At 63.2% G+C, this 18371-nt stretch carries 16 protein-coding genes; 10 read left to right on the forward strand and 6 right to left on the reverse strand.

Annotated features, from left to right (window positions below; all coding sequences use genetic code 11):
- The 4 genes from AC2FNB_RS17120 to dnaE form a co-directional block, all read right to left on the reverse strand.
- Positions 1-313, reverse strand: a 313-nt coding sequence (locus AC2FNB_RS17120) for a hypothetical protein (protein WP_496748148.1), incomplete at its 3' end; no start/stop codon positions are given.
- Positions 314-440: 127 nt separating this feature from the next.
- Positions 441-806 (reverse strand): hypothetical protein, encoded by a 366-nt coding sequence (locus AC2FNB_RS17125; RefSeq protein ID WP_496748150.1) that lies wholly within the window; start codon positions 804-806, stop codon positions 441-443.
- Positions 807-856: 50 nt separating this feature from the next.
- Entirely contained in the window at positions 857-1069 is a 213-nt protein-coding gene (locus tag AC2FNB_RS17130) for a YMGG-like glycine zipper-containing protein (protein ID WP_480747790.1), read from the reverse strand.
- A 91-nt stretch (positions 1070-1160) separates the two neighbouring features.
- Complete coding sequence (dnaE, locus tag AC2FNB_RS17135; RefSeq protein WP_496748169.1) at positions 1161-4661, reverse strand: DNA polymerase III subunit alpha; 3501 nt, start codon at positions 4659-4661, stop codon at positions 1161-1163.
- A gap of 107 nt (positions 4662-4768) precedes the next feature.
- On the opposite strand from dnaE, the gene AC2FNB_RS17140 reads away from it, so the two are divergent.
- From AC2FNB_RS17140 to AC2FNB_RS17175, 8 genes are all read left to right on the forward strand, one after another.
- A complete protein-coding gene (locus tag AC2FNB_RS17140) occupies positions 4769-5557 on the forward strand; it encodes a sulfite exporter TauE/SafE family protein (protein ID WP_480747791.1) in 789 nt (262 codons plus the stop codon).
- Between the two features lie 317 nt (positions 5558-5874).
- Positions 5875-7236 (forward strand): xanthine dehydrogenase small subunit, encoded by a 1362-nt coding sequence (xdhA, locus tag AC2FNB_RS17145; protein WP_496748152.1) that lies wholly within the window; start codon positions 5875-5877, stop codon positions 7234-7236.
- Positions 7233-9554 carry a xanthine dehydrogenase molybdopterin binding subunit gene (gene xdhB, locus AC2FNB_RS17150; RefSeq protein WP_496748154.1) on the forward strand — a complete coding sequence of 774 codons (2322 nt, stop codon included), beginning with the start codon at positions 7233-7235 and terminating at the stop codon, positions 9552-9554. The genes xdhA and xdhB overlap by 4 nt, the downstream gene beginning before the upstream one ends.
- Positions 9544-10479 carry a xanthine dehydrogenase accessory protein XdhC gene (gene xdhC, locus AC2FNB_RS17155; protein WP_496748156.1) on the forward strand — a complete coding sequence of 312 codons (936 nt, stop codon included), beginning with the start codon at positions 9544-9546 and terminating at the stop codon, positions 10477-10479. Before xdhB ends, xdhC begins: the two co-directional genes overlap by 11 nt.
- The gene (locus AC2FNB_RS17160) at positions 10476-11993 is read left to right on the forward strand and encodes an ABC transporter ATP-binding protein (RefSeq protein ID WP_480747795.1); all 1518 of its coding nucleotides are present in this window, start codon (positions 10476-10478) and stop codon (positions 11991-11993) included. Before xdhC ends, AC2FNB_RS17160 begins: the two co-directional genes overlap by 4 nt.
- Before the next feature lie 63 nt (positions 11994-12056).
- Positions 12057-13139: an ABC transporter permease gene (locus AC2FNB_RS17165; protein WP_496748158.1), complete on the forward strand. Its 1083-nt coding sequence runs from the start codon at positions 12057-12059 to the stop codon at positions 13137-13139.
- Positions 13140-13142: 3 nt separating this feature from the next.
- Complete coding sequence (locus tag AC2FNB_RS17170) at positions 13143-14063, forward strand: ABC transporter permease (protein WP_480747797.1); 921 nt, start codon at positions 13143-13145, stop codon at positions 14061-14063.
- Positions 14064-14098: 35 nt separating this feature from the next.
- Positions 14099-15172 carry a BMP family ABC transporter substrate-binding protein gene (locus tag AC2FNB_RS17175; protein ID WP_480747798.1) on the forward strand — a complete coding sequence of 358 codons (1074 nt, stop codon included), beginning with the start codon at positions 14099-14101 and terminating at the stop codon, positions 15170-15172.
- 51 nt (positions 15173-15223) lie between these two features.
- Here AC2FNB_RS17175 and AC2FNB_RS17180 read toward each other — a convergent pair whose 3' ends face one another.
- Positions 15224-16459 carry an HlyD family secretion protein gene (locus tag AC2FNB_RS17180; RefSeq protein WP_496748161.1) on the reverse strand — a complete coding sequence of 412 codons (1236 nt, stop codon included), beginning with the start codon at positions 16457-16459 and terminating at the stop codon, positions 15224-15226.
- Positions 16452-16874, reverse strand: coding sequence for a hypothetical protein (locus AC2FNB_RS17185; RefSeq protein WP_496748163.1), 423 nt, complete (start codon positions 16872-16874; stop codon positions 16452-16454). The genes AC2FNB_RS17180 and AC2FNB_RS17185 overlap by 8 nt, the downstream gene beginning before the upstream one ends.
- A 118-nt stretch (positions 16875-16992) precedes the next feature.
- Between AC2FNB_RS17185 and AC2FNB_RS17190 the strand changes: the two genes are divergently transcribed.
- Complete coding sequence (locus tag AC2FNB_RS17190; protein ID WP_496748165.1) at positions 16993-17928, forward strand: aldo/keto reductase; 936 nt, start codon at positions 16993-16995, stop codon at positions 17926-17928.
- Positions 17925-18371: NAD(P)/FAD-dependent oxidoreductase (locus tag AC2FNB_RS17195; protein ID WP_496748167.1), on the forward strand; the 447-nt coding region annotated here is incomplete at its 3' end. The genes AC2FNB_RS17190 and AC2FNB_RS17195, both read left to right, overlap by 4 nt.

Here is an 18371-nt window from a genome sequence, read left to right on the forward strand (position 1 = left end):
GTTCAAAAAGATCCACCATCGATTGCGCCGGATTGAACGTTTCATTGAAAACAAGCCAAAATGGCACGATTTCGACCATCATGCGCATGCGGCGGAATATCAGGATGAAGAGTGCAAGCCCTGCAAAAACGACCCCGCTTGCTAAAAGCAAGGTCAACCCCATTGCCAGCCACGCTATCGCCGGGCCACTGACAGACGCCATTTCATCAAATTGACCCGGATACTCGTTTGAGAATTGAATGACTCCGGTGGTCATCAGAAAGAACGTCCCAAACAGCAACCGGCGACGTTGCCTGTAAATCAATCGAAACATGCTTTGCACCCATAAGTAGTCAGCCTCAAAGCTGCCTATCGCTCAGGATGTTGTCCAGATTGAGACCTGTCTGTGCGCAATCGAGATTTCTCGGGCCGTACGCCAGAAAATTCAGGGCATTACCGGATCACAGGCCCAACGAGGATTTCACCGCGTCATCGACCACACCGGCGAGAAGGGCGTCTTGATCGCCTTCGCACCCTGCCCGCAAAGCGTCGATGAAGGTCTGGCGAAGAGCCGCCTTTTCGGCGTCCGTGGCGGCGTGGTCCTCGATATTCACCTCGCGGTTATAAAGTGACAGCGCGGCCATTTTCCGGACCACCTCGACGACGTATTCATCATCGCCGTCCGCCTCTTCGATGACGCTGGCGCAGGTGTGATACATGACCGGCATCGCGTCCTCTACCATCTGTTCGGCTTCGGCATCGGCCAGAAGGGGCGTGGCGATGATCGTCAATAGTGCAGCCCCGTTGAAAATCCATTTCCCGTGCATGGCAGGCAACCTCCTGAACTCGGAACCGGTGGTTCGGCCCGTGTAACTCGTCAATCCTTGTTGGCGCCGATGATGGCCCCGACCACGGCGCCGGCGGCAGCGCCCTTGCTGTCACCGACCAGAGCGCCGACACCGGCACCAATCAGCGCGCCCTTGACCGCGTTGTCCGTTTTCTTGTCGGCCTCGGCCATGTGTGGCAGCGCGAGGAACAGTGCGGCGGCAAGGGCCGCGCACAGGGTTCTGTAATGTCTGAGATCGGTCATCCCGTCCTCCCCTACGAAAATCCTTCTTTGTCCATGGTAGCTTGAACAGATGTCCCTGTCCAAACCGGATTTCCACAAAGGGGTGGGATGGCTAGAGTTCCTCGACGTCGATGACCCCTTCAAGCGATTTGATCGCGCCCTTGATCTGGGGGGTGATCGGGAAATCCTGACCCAGATCCATCTCGACATCGCCGGGCAGGCCGGGGGCCAGCAGGCAGAGCTGGATCGGCCCCTTTGAGGCCCCGCGCGCCGCTGATGCCGCATCTTCCAACACCCGGGCGACGACGGGCAGGGCCTGAACCTCGTCCACGAAGATGCGCAGGCCGGTTGCACCGGCCTCGGCCACGGCGGCGTCGATGGGGCCGACGGAGCGGCCCAGAAGTTTCAGCTGGTCCGCCTCCATCGTCGCTTCGGCGGTCAGCACCACATGGGCGCCGGTTTCCAGAAACTCGCGGCTTTTCTCCAGCGTTTCCGAGAACAGCGTGACCTCGTAGGCACCTGTGGGGTCGGAAAGCTGGGCAAAGGCAAAACGGTTGCCGCGGGCGGATTTGCGCTCCTGCCGACCGGCCACGACACCGGCCATCTTGGCGATCAGCGGGCCGGAACGGGCCTTTTCCGTCACCTCGTCCAGCGTCATCACCTGCTTGCGCTTGAGCGACGGCATGTAATCGTCCAGCGGGTGTCCGGAAAGGTAGAAGCCGATGGCCTTGAATTCCTCGCTCAGCCGCTCGGCGGGCAGCCAGTCGGGGGTCTGGCTGAGGCGCGGTTCGGGCAGGTCGTCGCCGGCCTCGCCAAACAGCGACACCTGGTTCGAGTTCTTCTGCTCGTGAATCGCGGCCGAGTATTGCACCAGCGCCTCGAGACTGTCGAAGACGCGGCGGCGGTTGGGGTCGAGCTGGTCAAAGGCCCCGGCGCGGGCGAGCATTTCCAAGGGCCGCTTGCCGACCTTTTTCAGATCGACCCGGCGGGCGACGTCGAAGAGGTTGACAAAAGGCTTGTCGCCCCGCCCCTGTACCACAAGGTTCATCGCCTCGACGCCCACGTTCTTGAGCGCGCCCAGCGCATAGACCAGTTCGCCATTCACCACGTCGAATGTTGCCAGCGACCGGTTCACGCAGGGCGGCACATAAGGCAGGCCCAGCCCCTTGCGGACCTCTTCGAAATAGACGCCCAGCTTGTCGGTCAGGTGGATGTCGCAGTTCATGACACCGGCCATGAACTCGACCGGGTGATTGGCCTTGAGCCAGCCGGTCTGGTAGCTGACCACCGCATAGGCGGCGGCGTGAGACTTGTTGAAGCCGTAGTTGGCGAATTTTTCCAGCAGGTCGAAAACCTCGGAGGCCTTTTTCTTGTCGACCCCGTTTTCTGCCGCGCCCTTTTCGAATTTCGGGCGTTCGGCGTCCATCGCCTCTTTGATCTTCTTGCCCATGGCGCGGCGCAGCAGGTCGGCGCCGCCGAGCGAATAGCCCGCCATCACCTGTGCGATCTGCATCACCTGTTCCTGATAGACGATGATGCCCTGGGTTTCTTCGAGGATGTGGTCGATCAGGGGGTGGACGGATGTGATCTCGCGCAAGCCGTTCTTGACTTCGCAATAGGTGGGGATGTTCTCCATCGGGCCGGGGCGATAGAGCGCCACGAGGGCCACGATATCCTCGATACAGGTGGGTTTCATGCGCTTGAGCGCATCCATCATGCCCGAGCTTTCCACCTGAAACACCGCAACCGTCTTTGCCGCCGAATAGAGCTTGTAGGTCGCCTCGTCATCCAGCGGGATGGCGTTGATCTCGTTCACCGCGCCTTCGGGCGGGTCGTAAAGCTGCGTGCCGTCGGCGGCCACGTGCAGGTCGCGGCCCGACTTTCGGATCAGGTCAACGGCGTTCTGGATCACGGTGAGCGTCTTGAGACCCAGAAAGTCGAATTTCACCAGACCGGCCTGTTCCACCCATTTCATGTTGAACTGGGTCGCGGGCATGTCCGAGCGCGGGTCCTGATAGAGTGGCACCAGCGCGTCCAATGGCCGGTCGCCGATCACCACACCGGCGGCGTGGGTCGAGGCGTTGCGCAACAGCCCCTCGACCTGCTGGCCGTAATTGAGCAGGCGCTCCACCACCTCTTCGTTGCGGGCCTCTTCGCGCAGCCGCGGTTCGTCTTTCAGCGCCTTTTCGATCGAAACGGGCTTGACGCCTTCGACCGGGATCATCTTGGACAGCCGGTCCACCTGGCCATAAGGCATCTGCAGCACCCGCCCGATGTCGCGCACGGCGGCCTTGGACAGCAACGCACCAAAGGTGATGATCTGGCCCACCTTGTCGCGCCCGTATTTGCCCTGCACGTAGCGGATTACCTCTTCGCGGCGGTCCATGCAGAAGTCGATGTCGAAGTCCGGCATGCTGACCCGCTCGGGGTTCAGGAAGCGTTCGAACAGGAGCGAATAGCGCAGCGGATCGAGGTCGGTGATGGTCAGCGCATAGGCCACCAGCGAACCCGCGCCCGAGCCCCGGCCGGGGCCGACGGGAATGTCATGATCCTTGGCCCATTTGATGAAATCGGCAACGATCAGGAAATAACCGGGAAAGCCCATGCCCTCGATGATGCCCAGTTCGAAATCCAGCCGTTCCTGATATTCCTCGGGCGTAACAGCATGGGGAATGACCGCGAGGCGCTGTTGCAGGCCCTCGTTGGCCTGACGCCGCAGTTCCTGCACCTCGTCATCTGCGAATTTGGGCAGAATCGGGTCGCGGCGATAGGCCATGAAGGCGCAGCGTTTCGCGATTTCGACGGTGTTCTCGACCGCCTCGGGCAAATCGGCAAACAGGGTGATCATTTCCTGTTGCGATTTGAAATAGTGCTGCGCGGTCAGGCGGCGGCGGCCTTCCTGCTGGTCGACATAGGCCCCCTCGGCGATACAGATCAGCGCGTCATGCGCCTCGTACATGTCGGGGGTCGGAAAAAAGACGTCGTTGGTGGCAACCAGCGGCAGGTTTCTGGAATAGGCCATTTCGACATGGCCGCGTTCGGTCAGGCGTTCCGCCTCGGGCTGTCCGTCTTCGCCCGGATGGCGTTGCAGCTCGACATAGAGCCGGTCGGGGTACATCGCGGCCAGCCTGTCCACCAGCGCCTCGGCGGCCGGGCGCTGGCCCTGTTGCAACAGCCGCCCAACCGGGCCGCCCGGCCCGCCGGTCAGGCAGATCAGCCCGTCCGCGTGGCGTTCCAGCTCATCCAGAGTGACCTGCGGCAGTTGCCCGCCGTTGTCCACATAAAGGCAGGAGCTGAGCTTCATCAGGTTTTCATACCCGGCCTCTGACTGGGCCAGCAGCACCACTGGCGCGGGGGATTTCGGCTTTTCGCCCGGCTGCGCCTGCACATAGGTCAGATCCACCTGACAGCCGATGATCGGCTGAATGCCCGCGCCGCTGGCGGCGACGGAGAACTCCAGCGCCGAAAACATGCTGTTGGTATCGGTCACCGCGACGGCGGGCATGTCCATCTTTTCGCACAGGCCGGGCAGCTTTTTCAGCCGCATTGCCCCTTCCAGAAGGGAATATTCGGTGTGAACGCGAAGATGGATGAATCGGGGGGTGCTGCTCATGGCGTCACGATAGGCGATCATGGTCACGGCTTCCATCACTCAAGTCGCGCCTGAGCTTCAAAATGCAAATTGCAGTTTCCTGCGCGCAGGAATAACGATTCGGAGATTTGGCTCTTTTCCAGCGAGTCGCGGTGGACCTGTTCCTGACTTTCGCATTTGTGGGCTTTTTTGCACAGCTTGCCGACAGCGCTCTGGGCATGGGTTTCGGTATCATCTCATCATCGGTTCTGCTGGCGCAGGGCGTGCCGCCGCCGCTGGTTTCGGCGAGCGTGAACGCAGCCAAGATTCCGACAGGTGTCGCGTCGGGCGTGTCGCACACGCTGAACGGAAACATCGATCGCAAACTGGTTGTCCGGCTGGCTGTGGCCGGCATTCTGGGTGGCATTGTCGGGGCGCTGATCCTGGGCGAGTTGAAACGGCCGGTGCTGACGATCTTCATCTCGTCATACCTATTGCTGATTGGCAGTCTGATCCTGTGGCGGGGCCTTTCGGGCCGGTCGCCAGGATTTCTGGCGTCAGGGCGGGTCACGGCAGTCGGAGCGACCGGCGGGCTGATCGAAGGAATTGGCGGCAGCTGGGGACCGGTCGTGACAAGCGCGCTGATCGGTTCGGGGCATGAACCTCGGCGGGCCATCGGATCGTCTGCGGTGGCCGAGCTGGCGGTCAGCATCACCGTATTTGCGGTTCTGATGACCACGTTCAAGCTGGGCCAATGGGGCGGAGGGCGCGACCTGCAAGACGTGCTTTTCCCGGTTGCCGGGCTGGTGGCCGGGGGCGTTCCTGCCGCTTTGGTCGGTGGACGCCTGGCAGCCGTGGCGCCCAAACGCCCGCTGACGATTGCGGTGGGGGTTTTGGCAATCTGCATCGGCGTGCAGCGCCTGTTTTCGCTGATTTGACTCGGGCGCAGACAATCGGCTGACTACCACCCGATGCCCAAAAAACGAAACCTGATTATTCGGAAAATCCAGAAGGTGTTTCGAGGCCGAGCAGGGCATGTTGCAGGAATTTCTTCTACATTCATTGACTTATGTCAAAAATCGGCAGGACAAAATGACGCTGGCCCTGTGCGCCGCCTGTCCCGACGATTGGTTTTTCTTGCCAGATCGCACCTGCTGTTTCTAACCTGAGACAAGACGATAAGCCCGCACCTCTTTCTACGTCGCATCGAAGGAGGGCAACTGGGGCCAACGGGGTAAGGCGACGGGTTTCACTCATGAAGATCACGTTTCTTCTGAACGGAGAGACTGTGGAGTTGGCGGATATTTCGCCAACCGCAACTCTGCTGGACTGGCTGCGCGAGGAACGCGGGCTGACCGGCACCAAGGAGGGCTGCAACGAAGGCGATTGCGGCGCCTGCACCGTCATGGTCACGGACGAGGATGGCGCCAAGGCGCTGAACTCGTGCATCCTGTTTCTGCCGCAGCTGCACGGCAAGGCGGTGCGCACGGTCGAGGGGGCCTGCGGCCCGGATGGCCAGATGCACCCGGCGCAGGCGGCCATGGTCGAGCATCACGGCTCGCAATGCGGGTTCTGCACGCCCGGCTTCGTGATGTCGATGGTCGCCAGCCACGCCGAGGGCGCCACCGATCACGACACCCAGCTGGCCGGAAACCTGTGCCGCTGCACCGGCTATGCCCCGATCATCCGCGCCGCGGAAGCGATCGAGGCCCAGCCGGTGCCGGTCTGGGTCAAGGACAAACCGGTTGCGACCAAGGCCACCTCGCCGATGATGCCCCGGTCATCGGACGAACTGGCCGAGGTCTATGCCGCCAACCCTGACGCGGTTCTGGTCGCAGGCGCGACCGATGTGGGCCTGTGGGTGACCAAGCAGTTGCGCGATCTGGACCCGGTGATCTTTCTGGCGGGCTGCGACGACCTGAAACGAATCGAGATCACCGATACGCAGGTGCGTTTTGGCGCGATGGTGGACATGAACCGGATGGGCGCGGCGATTGCCGGGCTGCATCCGTCTTATGCCGAGATGATCCGCCGCTATGCCAGCGTGCAGGTGCGCCATGCCGCCACCGTGGGCGGCAATATCGCCAATGGCTCGCCCATCGGTGACAACCCACCGGCGCTGATCGCGCTGGGGGCCACGCTGCATCTGCGCAAGGGCGATACCCGCCGCGACCTGCCGCTGGAAGAGTTCTTTATCGACTATGGCAAGCAGGACCGGGCCAAAGGCGAGTTTGTCGAGGCCGTCAGTTTTGCCCGTCAGGCGGACCGGCTGAAATGCTACAAGCTGAGCAAGCGGTTCGATCAGGATATCTCGGCCGTGTGCGGCTGTTTCAACATCACCGTCTCGGACGGCGTGGTAACCGGCGCGCGCATCGCCTTTGGCGGCATGGCGGGCATCCCGAAACGCGCCAGCGCCGTCGAGGCGGCACTGACCGGCAAGCCGTGGACGGAAACGACCGTCAGGGACGCCCTGCCCGCCTTTGACGACGATTTCACACCGCTTACGGACATGCGCGCCTCGGCCGAATACCGGCTGGAAACCGCGCGCGCGATGCTGGAGCGCTATTTCGCCGAGGATCAGGGCGAAGTGACCAACGTATTGGAGGTGACGGCATGAGCGTGACCAAACCGCTTCCCCATGACGCGGCGCCCCTGCATGTGGCGGGCACCGCGCGGTATGTCGATGACATCCCGACGCCCAAAGGCACGCTGCATCTGGCCTTTGGCCAAAGCCCGATTGCCAAGGGCAGCATCACGTCGATGGACCTGTCGGCGGTGCGTGCGGCCACAGGCGTCGTTCTGGTGATGACGGCGGATGACCTGCCCTTTGCCAACGATGTCTCGCCCTCGATCCATGACGAGCCGCTGCTGTCGGACGGCAGCGTGAACTATGTCGGCCAGCCGGTGTTTCTGGTGGTGGCCACCAGCCATCTGGCGGCACGCAAGGCGGTGCGGCTGGGCAAGGTCGAATATGCCGAGGACACCCCGATTCTGACCGTCGAAGAGGCACTGGCCGCCGACAGCCGCTTCGAAGAAGGGCCGCGCATCTATGCCAAGGGCGATGCCGAGGCCGCCATCGCCACCGCGGCCCATGTCATCGAAGACACGTTCGAGATGGGCGGACAGGAGCATTTCTATCTGGAAGGTCAGGCCGCGCTGGCGGTGCCGAACGAGGGCGGTGACATGCTGGTGCACAGTTCGACCCAGCACCCGACCGAGATTCAGCACAAGGTGGCCGAGGCCCTGGGCGTGCCGATGCATGGCGTGCGCGTCGAGACCCGCCGCATGGGCGGCGGTTTCGGCGGCAAGGAAAGCCAGGGCAACGCGCTGGCCGTGGCCTGCGCCATCGCGGCGCGCGCCACCGGCCGCGCCTGCAAGATGCGCTATGACCGTGATGACGACATGGTCATCACCGGCAAGCGCCACGCCTTTCGCATTTCGTATCGGGCGGGCTTTGACGCAGAAGGTCACATACAGGGGGTCTCGTTCCTGCAATACGCGATCTGTGGCTGGGCGCAGGACCTGTCGCTGCCGGTTGCCGACCGGGCGATGCTGCATTCGGACAATGCCTATCTGCTGCCGAATGCGCGGATCGAAAGCCACCGGCTGAAGACCAACACCCAGTCCGCCACCGCCTATCGCGGGTTTGGCGGGCCACAGGGAATGGTCGCGATCGAGCGGGTGATGGACCACGCCGCACACGCGCTGGGGATCGACCCGGTCGAGCTGCGGCGGCGGAATTACTATGCCGCGCCGTCGCAGGGGGGCGCTGGCTCCCGGAGCATTTCGGAAAAGATGAAGAACACCACGCCATACGGGATGGAGGTCGAGGATTTCGAGCTGCATGAAATGACCGAGGCGCTGCTGGTCTCGTCGGATTATGCCGCGCGCAAGGCGGCGGTGGAGAAATGGAACGCCGAGAACCGGGTGGTCAAGAAAGGCATCGCCTTTTCGCCGGTGAAATTCGGGATTTCGTTCACGCTGACGCACCTGAATCAGGCCGGCGCGCTGGTGCATGTCTATCAGGACGGCTCGGTGCATCTGAACCATGGCGGCACCGAGATGGGACAGGGCCTGTTCCAGAAGGTGGCGCAGGTGGCGGCCAGCCGGTTCGGCATTCCGCTGGAGGCGATCAAGATCACCGCGACCGACACCGCCAAGGTGCCGAATACTTCGGCCACGGCGGCCTCGTCGGGCAGCGACCTGAATGGCATGGCGGTCAAGGCGGCCTGTGACACGATCCGCGACCGGATGGCCGATTTCCTGGCCGAGCGGCATCAGGCCGATCCGCAATCGGTGCGCTTTGGCGATGGCCATGTCGAGGTGGGCGAGGCCCGCTATACCTTTGCCGAGGCGGCGGCGCTGGCCTATCAGGGCCGGATCAGCCTGTCGGCGACCGGGTTCTACAAGACCCCCAAGATCGAATGGGACCGGATCAAGGGCCATGGGCGGCCATTCTATTACTTCGCCTATGGCGCGGCCATTACCGAAGTGGCGGTGGACACGCTGACCGGTGAAAACCGCATTCTGCGCACCGATATCCTGCATGATGCAGGCGCCTCGCTGAACCCGGCGCTGGACAAGGGACAGGTCGAGGGCGGTTACGTGCAGGGCGCGGGCTGGCTGACCACCGAAGAACTGGTCTGGGACGGCAAGGGGCGGCTGACCACGCATGCGCCCTCGACCTACAAGATCCCGGCCTGTTCGGACCGGCCCGACATTTTCAACGTGTCGCTTTGGGACGGACAAAACCGCGAGGACACGATCTATCGCTCGAAAGCGGTGGGCGAACCGCCCTTCATGCTGGGCATCTCGGCCTGGCTGGCGCTGTCGAACGCGGTGGCGGCCTGTGGCAAGGCTTACCCGGCGCTGGACGCGCCCGCCACGGCGGAAGAGATCTGGCGCGGCATCAGGAGGGTACGCGATGGGATTTGATCGGGAGGCTTTGAGGGAGGCGGTCAAGATCCACGGGCGCGTGGTGCGGGTGGTCATTGCCGCCATCCGGGGATCATCGCCCCGCGAGGTGGGGGCCGCGATGCTGGTCTGGGACGGTGGCCAGTCGGGCACCATCGGCGGCGGAACGCTGGAGTTTCAGGCGGCCGAAGCGGCGCGCGGGCAGCAAAGCCCCGCAAGGCTGAGCCAGCATGCGCTGGGCCCCGACCTCGGGCAATGCTGCGGCGGTGCGGTCACCCTGCTGAGCGAGGTTTATGACCTGACGGCGGTGGACCGGCTGGAGGAGACGGTGATCGCGCGAACGCCCGGTGGCAGCGCCATGCCGCTGGCGGTCAAGCGCGTGCTGGCAAAGGCACGCGGTCAGGGCCTTCGGCCCGAACCGCAACTGGTCGACGGCTGGATGATCGAGCCGGTGCACCAGCGCGCGCGCAAGCTGTGGATCTGGGGTGCGGGCCATGTGGGCCGGGCGCTGGTCGACGTATTGTCGCCACTGCCCGATCTGGCAATCACCTGGGTCGATACCGGGCCGGAGCGGTTTCCCGAAGCGATCCCCGCAGGGGTGACGGCGGTACCAGTGGCCAAGCCGGCGGAGCTGGTGCGCCATGCACCGCGCGACGCCGAGCATCTGGTGTTGACTTATTCGCACAATCTGGACCTGGAGCTGTGCAACCGTTTGCTTTTGCACGATTTCCGCTTTGCCGGGCTGATTGGTTCGGCTACCAAGTGGGCGCGGTTCAGATCGCGGCTTGCCGCGCTGGGCCATGCGCCCGAGCGGATCGGCCGGATCACCTGCCCGATTGGCGATCCCGCCTTGGGCAAACATCCGCAGATGATCGCGGTGGGTGTGGCGGCACGAATGCTGCGCCCCGCAATGCAGAACGACTTGAAGAAGGATCTGAGCGCGTGACCACACCACTTTTGAGATTGCAGGGGCTGACCAAGGCCTATCCCGGCGTCGTGGCCAACGACAACGTCTCGTTCGATATCGGCGAGGGCGAGGTGCACGCGCTGCTGGGGGAAAACGGCGCGGGGAAATCCACGCTGGTGAAAATGATCTATGGGCTGGTGAAGCCCGACAGCGGCACCATGCTGTTGCGCGGGCAGACCTATGCCCCGCCCGAACCGCGCGCGGCGCGCGCCGACGGGATCGCGATGGTATTCCAGCATTTCTCGCTGTTCGATGCGCTGAATGTGGCGGAAAACATCGCGCTGGGGATGGAGAACCCGCCGCAGATGAGCGATCTGGCCTCGCGTATCCGCGAGGTGTCGGAAACCTATGGCCTGCCGCTGGACCCGTACCGGACGGTTGGTGACTTGTCGGCGGGCGAACGCCAGCGGGTCGAGATCATCCGGTGCCTGTTGCAGGACCCCAAGCTGCTGATCATGGACGAACCCACGTCGGTGCTGACACCGCAGGAGGTCGACATCCTGTTCGAGACGCTGCAAAAGCTGCGCTCGGAGGGCACCTCGATCCTCTATATCTCGCACAAGCTGGAAGAGATCCGCACGCTGTGTGACCACGCCACCATTCTGCGGCTGGGCAAGAATGTGGGCGAATGCGTGCCAAAGGATACCTCGGCCCGCGACATGGCGGAAATGATGGTCGGCACGGCCCTGCAGACGCCGGAACGGTCCGGGCGCGAGTTCGGCGAGGTGGCGCTGGATATCAGCGGGCTGAGCGTGCCCTCGCCCACCGAATTCGGAACCGCACTGAAAAACCTGCACATGACGGTGCACAAGGGCGAGGTTCTGGGTATCGGCGGGGTTGCCGGCAACGGGCAGGACGAATTGCTTGCCGTTCTGTCGGGCGAAATCCTGACGGCCGCCGATGCGGTGAAAATGGCCGGTCAGCCGATCGGCAGGCTGGGGCCGACCGCAAGGCGCAAGCTGGGTCTGCTGACGGCGCCTGAAGAGCGTCTTGGCCATGCGGCGGCGCCCAACATGAGCCTGACAGAGAATGCCCTGCTCACCGGATCGGTGCGCGAAGGGCTGGAAAGCAACGGTTTTCTGAAATGGGCGGAAACCCAGAGCTTTGCCGAGAAGATCATCAAGGAGTTCGACGTGCGCACTCCGGGGCCTGACAATGCGGCCCGGTCGCTGTCGGGCGGCAACCTGCAGAAATTCGTGATTGGCCGCGAAGTGCTGCAAAACCCCGAGGTGCTGGTGGTCAACCAGCCGACCTGGGGCGTCGATGCCGCCGCCGCGGCGGCGATCCGGCAGGCGATCCTGGATCTGGCGGCCAAGGGGGCCGCGGTGGTCTGCATCAGTCAGGACCTGGATGAGCTGATGGAAATATCGGACAGCTTTGCCGCCCTGAACGAGGGCCGCCTGAGCGCGCCGCGCACCACCGCGGGCCTGACGGTGGACGAAATCGGCCTGATGATGGGCGGCGCCCATGGCATGGAGGTGGCCCATGTCTGAGAGATTCAGCCGCCGCTGGCGGGCGTATTTTCAAAAAGATGAAATCAATGGGGGGATGAGCAGATGATCGTGCTGGAGAAACGGCCGCAGCCGTCACAGGCCTGGTCGATGGCGACGCCGCTGGTTGCGGTGCTGGCGACAATGGTGTTCGGCGGGCTGCTGTTCGCCGCGTTGGGCAAAAACCCGGTCGAGGCGATCAAGACCATTTTTTGGGATCCGCTGTTTGGCGAGTTCGCGTTCTTCTATCGCCCGCAACTGCTGGTGAAGGGTGCGCCGCTGGTGCTGATCGCCATCGGCCTTTCGCTGGGATTTCGCGCCGGCATCTGGAACATCGGGGCCGAAGGCCAATACATCATGGGCGCCATTTTCGGCGCCGGTGCGGGGCTGGCCTTTTACCCGATGGAGGCCTTTTACATCTTTCCGATCATGGTGATCGCCGGCGCATTCGGCGGCTGGCTCTGGGCGATGATCCCGGCCTTTCTGAAGGTGCGTTTCGGCACCAACGAGATCCTCGTCTCGCTGATGCTGGTCTATGTGGCCGAACAGATGCTGGCCTCGGTCTCGCTGGGGCTGTTGAAGAACCCCGAAGGGTTCGGCTTTCCCGGCTCGCGCAACCTGCAATCCTATGCCAGCGCGCATAACGCCGAGATCTTTGCCGGATCGGGCATGCACTGGGGTGTGGTCGCGGCCTTTGTCGCGGTGATCTTTGCCTATGTGCTGCTGAACCGTCACATGACCGGGTTCCACATCCGGCTGACCGGCGAAGCGCCGCGCGCCGCGAAATTCGCAGGTGTCAACCCGGCGCGGCTGATCCTGTTCTGCCTTGGAATGTCGGGGGCGCTGGCTGGGCTTGCCGGACTGTTCGAGGTGGCCGGCCCATCGGGGCAGATCTCGATCGACTTCAACGTCGGCTATGGCTTTACCGCGATCATCGTGGCCTTTCTGGGCCGCCTGCATCCGGTGGGCATCCTGCTGGCTGGGGGCCTGATGGCGCTGACCTATATCGGCGGCGAGATCGCCCAGGGCAGCCTGGGCCTGCCAGCCGCCGCGATCCAGGTGTTCCAGGGGATGCTGTTGTTCTTCCTGCTGGCGCTTGATCTTCTGACCAACTACCGCGTTCGCGCGGCCCGCAAAGAGGTGGCCTGATCCATGGACCTGTCTGCAATCAATCCCGTCCTGCTGGTGGCCTCGCTGATGGTCGCCGCCACCCCGCTGCTGCTGGCCGCCATTGGCGAACTGGTGGTGGAAAAAGCGGGGGTTCTGAACCTTGGCGTCGAAGGCATGATGATCGTCGGCGCGATCTGCGGCTTTGCCATCTCGGTCGAAACCGGCTCGCCCTGGCTGGGCTTTGTCGCGGCGGCCATCGGCGGCGCGATCCTGTCGCTGCTGTTCGTGATCCTGACCCAGATCGCGCTGGCCAACCAGGTGGCCAGCGGTCTGGCGCTGACCCTGTTCGGTCTGGGCCTGAGCGCGCTTATGGGGCAATCCTATGTCGGCATCAAACCGCCGCAGATGGGGCGGCTGGACATTCCCGTCCTCAGCGATCTGCCGGTCGTGGGCCCGATTCTGTTCAGCCACGACCTTATCCTCTATCTCGGCATCGCGTTGATCGCGGCGGTCTGGTACGTGCTGAAATACACCCGCGTCGGCCTGATCCTGCGCGCGGTGGGCGAAAACCACGATGCCGCCCATGCGCTGGGTTACAAGGTGATCAAGATCCGCATTCTGGCAATCATGTTCGGCGGCGCCTGCGCAGGGCTTGGCGGGGCCTATATCAGCCTCATTCGCGTGCCGCAGTGGACCGAGGGCATGACGGCGGGCGTCGGCTGGATCGCGCTGGCGCTGGTGGTCTTTGCCAGCTGGAAACCGTGGCGCGTGCTGCTGGGGGCCTATCTGTTTGGCGGCGTGACCGTGGTGCAGCTGAACCTGCAGGCGGCGGGCGTTGCCATCCCGGTCGAGTATCTGGCAATGTCGCCCTATCTCATCACGATCCTTGTGCTTGTGATCCTTTCGGCCGACAAGAGCAGCGCGCCTGCCTCGCTTGGCCGGTCCTTCCACGCCACTCATTAAGAGTGGCCAACTGAACCAACTTGGGGAGTAACCACATGAAAATCACTTCACTTCTGGCAACAGCCGCAGTGGCGATCGGTCTGGCGACCGGCGCCGTTGCGCAGGACAAGACCAAGGTCGGTTTCGTCTATGTCGGCCCGGTGGGCGACGGCGGCTGGACCTATGAGCACGACAAGGGCCGCCAGGCCGTCGAAGCCGAGTTCGGCGACAAGGTCGAAACGGTATTTGTCGAATCGGTACCCGAAGGCCCGGACGCCGAGCGGGTGATGACCCAGATGGCACTGGAAGGGGCCGACCTGATCTTCACCACCTCGTTCGGCTACATGGACCCGACAATCAACGTGGCCAAGAAATTCCCGAACGTGAAATTCGAACACGCCACCGGGTACAAGACCGCGCCGAACGTGTCGGTCTATTCCGCCCGCTTCTATGAAGGCCGCGCGGTGCAGGGCCATATTGCGGGCAACATGACGCAATCGAACATCGTCGGCTATATCGGCTCCTACCCGATCCCCGAAGTGATCCGGGGCATCAACTCGGCCTATATCCACGCCAAGAAGGTGAACCCGGATGTCGAGTTCAAGATCGTCTGGGCCTATACCTGGTTCGACCCGGCGAAAGAGGCCGACGCCGCCAAGGTGCTGATCGAACAGGGCGCCGACGTGATCCTGCAGCACACCGATTCGACCGCACCGCAGGCCGCAGCGCAGGCCGCGGGCAACGTGATCACCTTTGGCCAGGCCTCGGACATGAGCGAATACGCTCCCAAACCGCGTGTCTCCTCGATCATCGACAACTGGGCGCCCTACTATATCGCGCGCACCAAGGCGGTGATGGACGGCAGCTGGGAAACCGTGAACACCTGGGACGGCATCGGCGCAGGCATGGTTGGCATCGGTGAGATCACGGACGCGGTTCCGGCCGAAGTCAAGGCCTCGGCGCTGGCGCTGAAGGACTCGATCGCCGACGGCTCCTACCACCCGTTCACCGGCCCGCTGAAGAAGCAGGACGGCTCCGACTGGCTGGCCGAGGGCGAGACCGCCGATGACGGCACGCTGGCCGGCATGAACTTCTATGTCGAAGGCATCGAAGGCGACATTCCGCAGTAACGTTCCAAGCGACCGCAAAACCAAGGCCCGCCGATACCCGGCGGGCCTTTTTCAATGCCCGCTCAGCACCAGCGTCTTGACGGGCAGAAGCAGCACCTGGATACGCAGAAGGATCGCGTGGACCAGACCCACCGTGTCGACCACATGCAGGTATGCCCAGCGCCCGGTGCTCAGATCCTCGTGGTGCAGGATGTCGTGGTTGTTGGTATAGGCGTTGGCCATGCAGGTCGAACCTGCGGGTATGCCGTCGGCCTGGCCCTCATAGATCGGCTCCATGAATACGGTCACGGTTCCCGGGCGCGGATAATCCTGCGGATCGACCAGTTGATCGCTTGGCCGCAGCTGGCCCGACGGCACCACATCCTGAATCCCGACAATGACCATCGGAATGACCGTGAAGGGTTTTGCCAGACAGGCCATTTCCGCATACATGCCCGGCTTGATCACGCTGGCGCTGATCTGCGGGAACCCGGCGACATAGCGGTGGCGGTCGATGAATTCCCTGGGCACCAGAATTCCGGCGGGGCGCAGGATCGGATTGATGTAATCGCCCACTTGCAGCGTGAACTGTTCGATCGTCCCCGAGACGCCCGCATAGACGGATGTCTTGGCAAGCTCGGCCTCTGCCTGTTCCAGCGCGGCATTTGCGCTGGCCAGCTGCGCCGGGATCAGCACGCGAATGTTTTCCTCGACCGCCTGTTGCTGCGCCCGGGCCGCAGAAAGTTCACCCTCGCGGATATCCACCAGATTGGTGAAACGCTCGACCTCTTTTTCCCGCGCAGCGCTCGATCCGCGATCCAGCAGTTCCTGCTCGCGTGCCAGATCGTCATTGGCCTGCTGCAACGATGCCTCGGCCCGCGCGACCGAGCCCATGGCGGCGGCAAGATCGGCCTGCGCCACTACCTTGGAGGCCTCGACCTCTTCGACCTTGCGCCCGGCCGTTTCAACCGCTGCCTGCTGGCTGGCATCGTCCAGCCGGAACAGCAGCGTGCCTGCCTCGACGAACTGGTTGTTCTCGACATGCACCTCGGACACACGCCCGCCGGTTTCGGGCAGGATCGTCACCGTGCGAAAGAAAGACTGCACGGAGGTGGCCGACGGATGATAGAAAAACACCAGCGTGATCAGGGAAATGGTCAGAACCGCACAGAGCGTTATGCCATGCCGCAACTCGTACCACATCGAGAAGAAGGTGATCTCATGCCCCCAGCGCTTGCCCTGGCGATAGCGGCGATAGAGATAATCGGGCAGGATGGTGACAAGCGAACAGATCAGAAGCTCAAACATCGCGCTGACCCTCCTCTGCCTCGGGCTGCGGCTCCGCCTGTTCCGGCGCGGCCGCGGCCCCGCCCGGTATCCGGTTGAGGATGCCGCTGAGCGATGACGCCATCGACTGCAACGGGGTCAGGAAATCGGGCATCCGGAATGCCGCGATCAACAGCGCCGCGACCCAGAAGATGTTGTTATGCGTGAACAGTGCGATCAGGGCGAGGATGCCGATGACCTGGAATTGCGTGTGATTGCCGTGATGCGCCATCCGCTCGGGCAGAGAGTGCAGCGTGAAATACATCGCCCCGATGAACACGATCAGTCCGATGGTCACGACGGCGACGCCGATGAAAAGCGGATCGCTGCCATCGGGACCGGGCATGTAACCTGGTATATGTGCGGTTGCGATCGGGTGCAGTGCTTGACTGTCCACGTCCTCTCCCCCTGAGATGTTCTTTTACGCACTATGGGACGTCGCATGGACCAAAGGCAAGTTATCGCGAAAAATCTTAGCTCTTTCCCACCCAGCACCGGCATGCAATGGTCCGGCCATGACCACCAGACTGACCACCCCCGACGGAACCCCGATCAGCCGGTTCGCCTTTGGCACGATGCAATTTGGCGGGCGCGCGGACGCCGCCGAAAGCCGCAGGATGTATGAGGCCAGCCGCGCCGCGGGCATCACCCATTTCGACACTGCCTTTGTCTATACCGACGGTCAGGCCGAGACGCTTCTGGGTGAGATGATCATGCAGGATCGCGACAGGCTGATGATCGCGACCAAGGTGGGCTATGACAGTGCAAAGCCCGACAATATCCGGGCGCAGTTCGACACCTGCCGCAGGCGGCTGAACCTCGACATGGTGGATGCGCTGTACCTGCACCGCTTCGATCCCGGCACCGATCTGGCCGAGACACTGGCCTGTTTTGCCGAGTTCAAACGAAAAGGGCAGATCCGCTATATCGGCCTGTCCAACTTTGCCGCATGGCAGGTGATGAAGGCCGCGGGCGTCGCCGCCGGGTTCGATCTGCGTATCGACCTGTTGCAGCCGATGTACAATCTGGTCAAACGCCAGGCCGAGGTCGAGATCCTGCCCGCCTGCGCCGATCAGGGCATCGCGGTTGCGCCCTATTCCCCACTGGGCGGGGGGTTGTTGACCGGCAAATACGCCAATTCGGGTCAGGGGCGGCTGACCGAAGACAAGGGGTATGCCGTGCGGTATGGGCAAAGCTGGATGTACGAAACCGCACGGGCGCTGGCCGATCTGGCGGCAGAGCTGGGAACCCACCCGGCGACCCTTGCGGTAGCGTGGGTCGCGGCCAATCCGGCGGGCCTGCTGCCGATCATCTCGGCGCGCAGCGCGGAACAGCTTGCGCCCTCGCTGGCGGCGATTTCGGATGAAATGTCACCCGAACTTTACACGCGGATCACCGCGCTGAGCCAAACACCGCCGCCCGCCACCGACCGCACGGAGGAACAGGCATGATCGATTTTCTGGTGATCGGCGGCGGAATTGCCGGGCTGAGCGCGGGTGCGCGGCTGTCCGAGCATGGCTCGGTCACCGTGCTGGAGGCCGAGGACGCGCTGGGCTATCACACGTCAGGCCGGTCGGCGGCCCTGTTCGAGCCGAATTATGGCCTGCCGCCGGTGGTCGCCCTGAGCATGGCCAGCACGGAATACCACACCACGGCAAACGGCGGTTACCTGAGCCCGCGCGGTCTGATGCTGATTGGCGGGCACGATCAGAGGACGCAATTCGATGCCGACTGTCTGGATCTCGGGCTGGAGCCGATCGGGCTGGACGACGCCTTTGCGCGCGTGCCCATCCTGAATCCCGATACTGTCGCATTTGCCGCCTATTGCGGCCGGGCGCAGGATATCGACACCGACCGGATGCTGCAGGATTTCGCGCGGCAAATCCGCGCCAAT

It is taken from the genome of Ruegeria sp. BHSB058 (genome assembly GCF_059613285.1).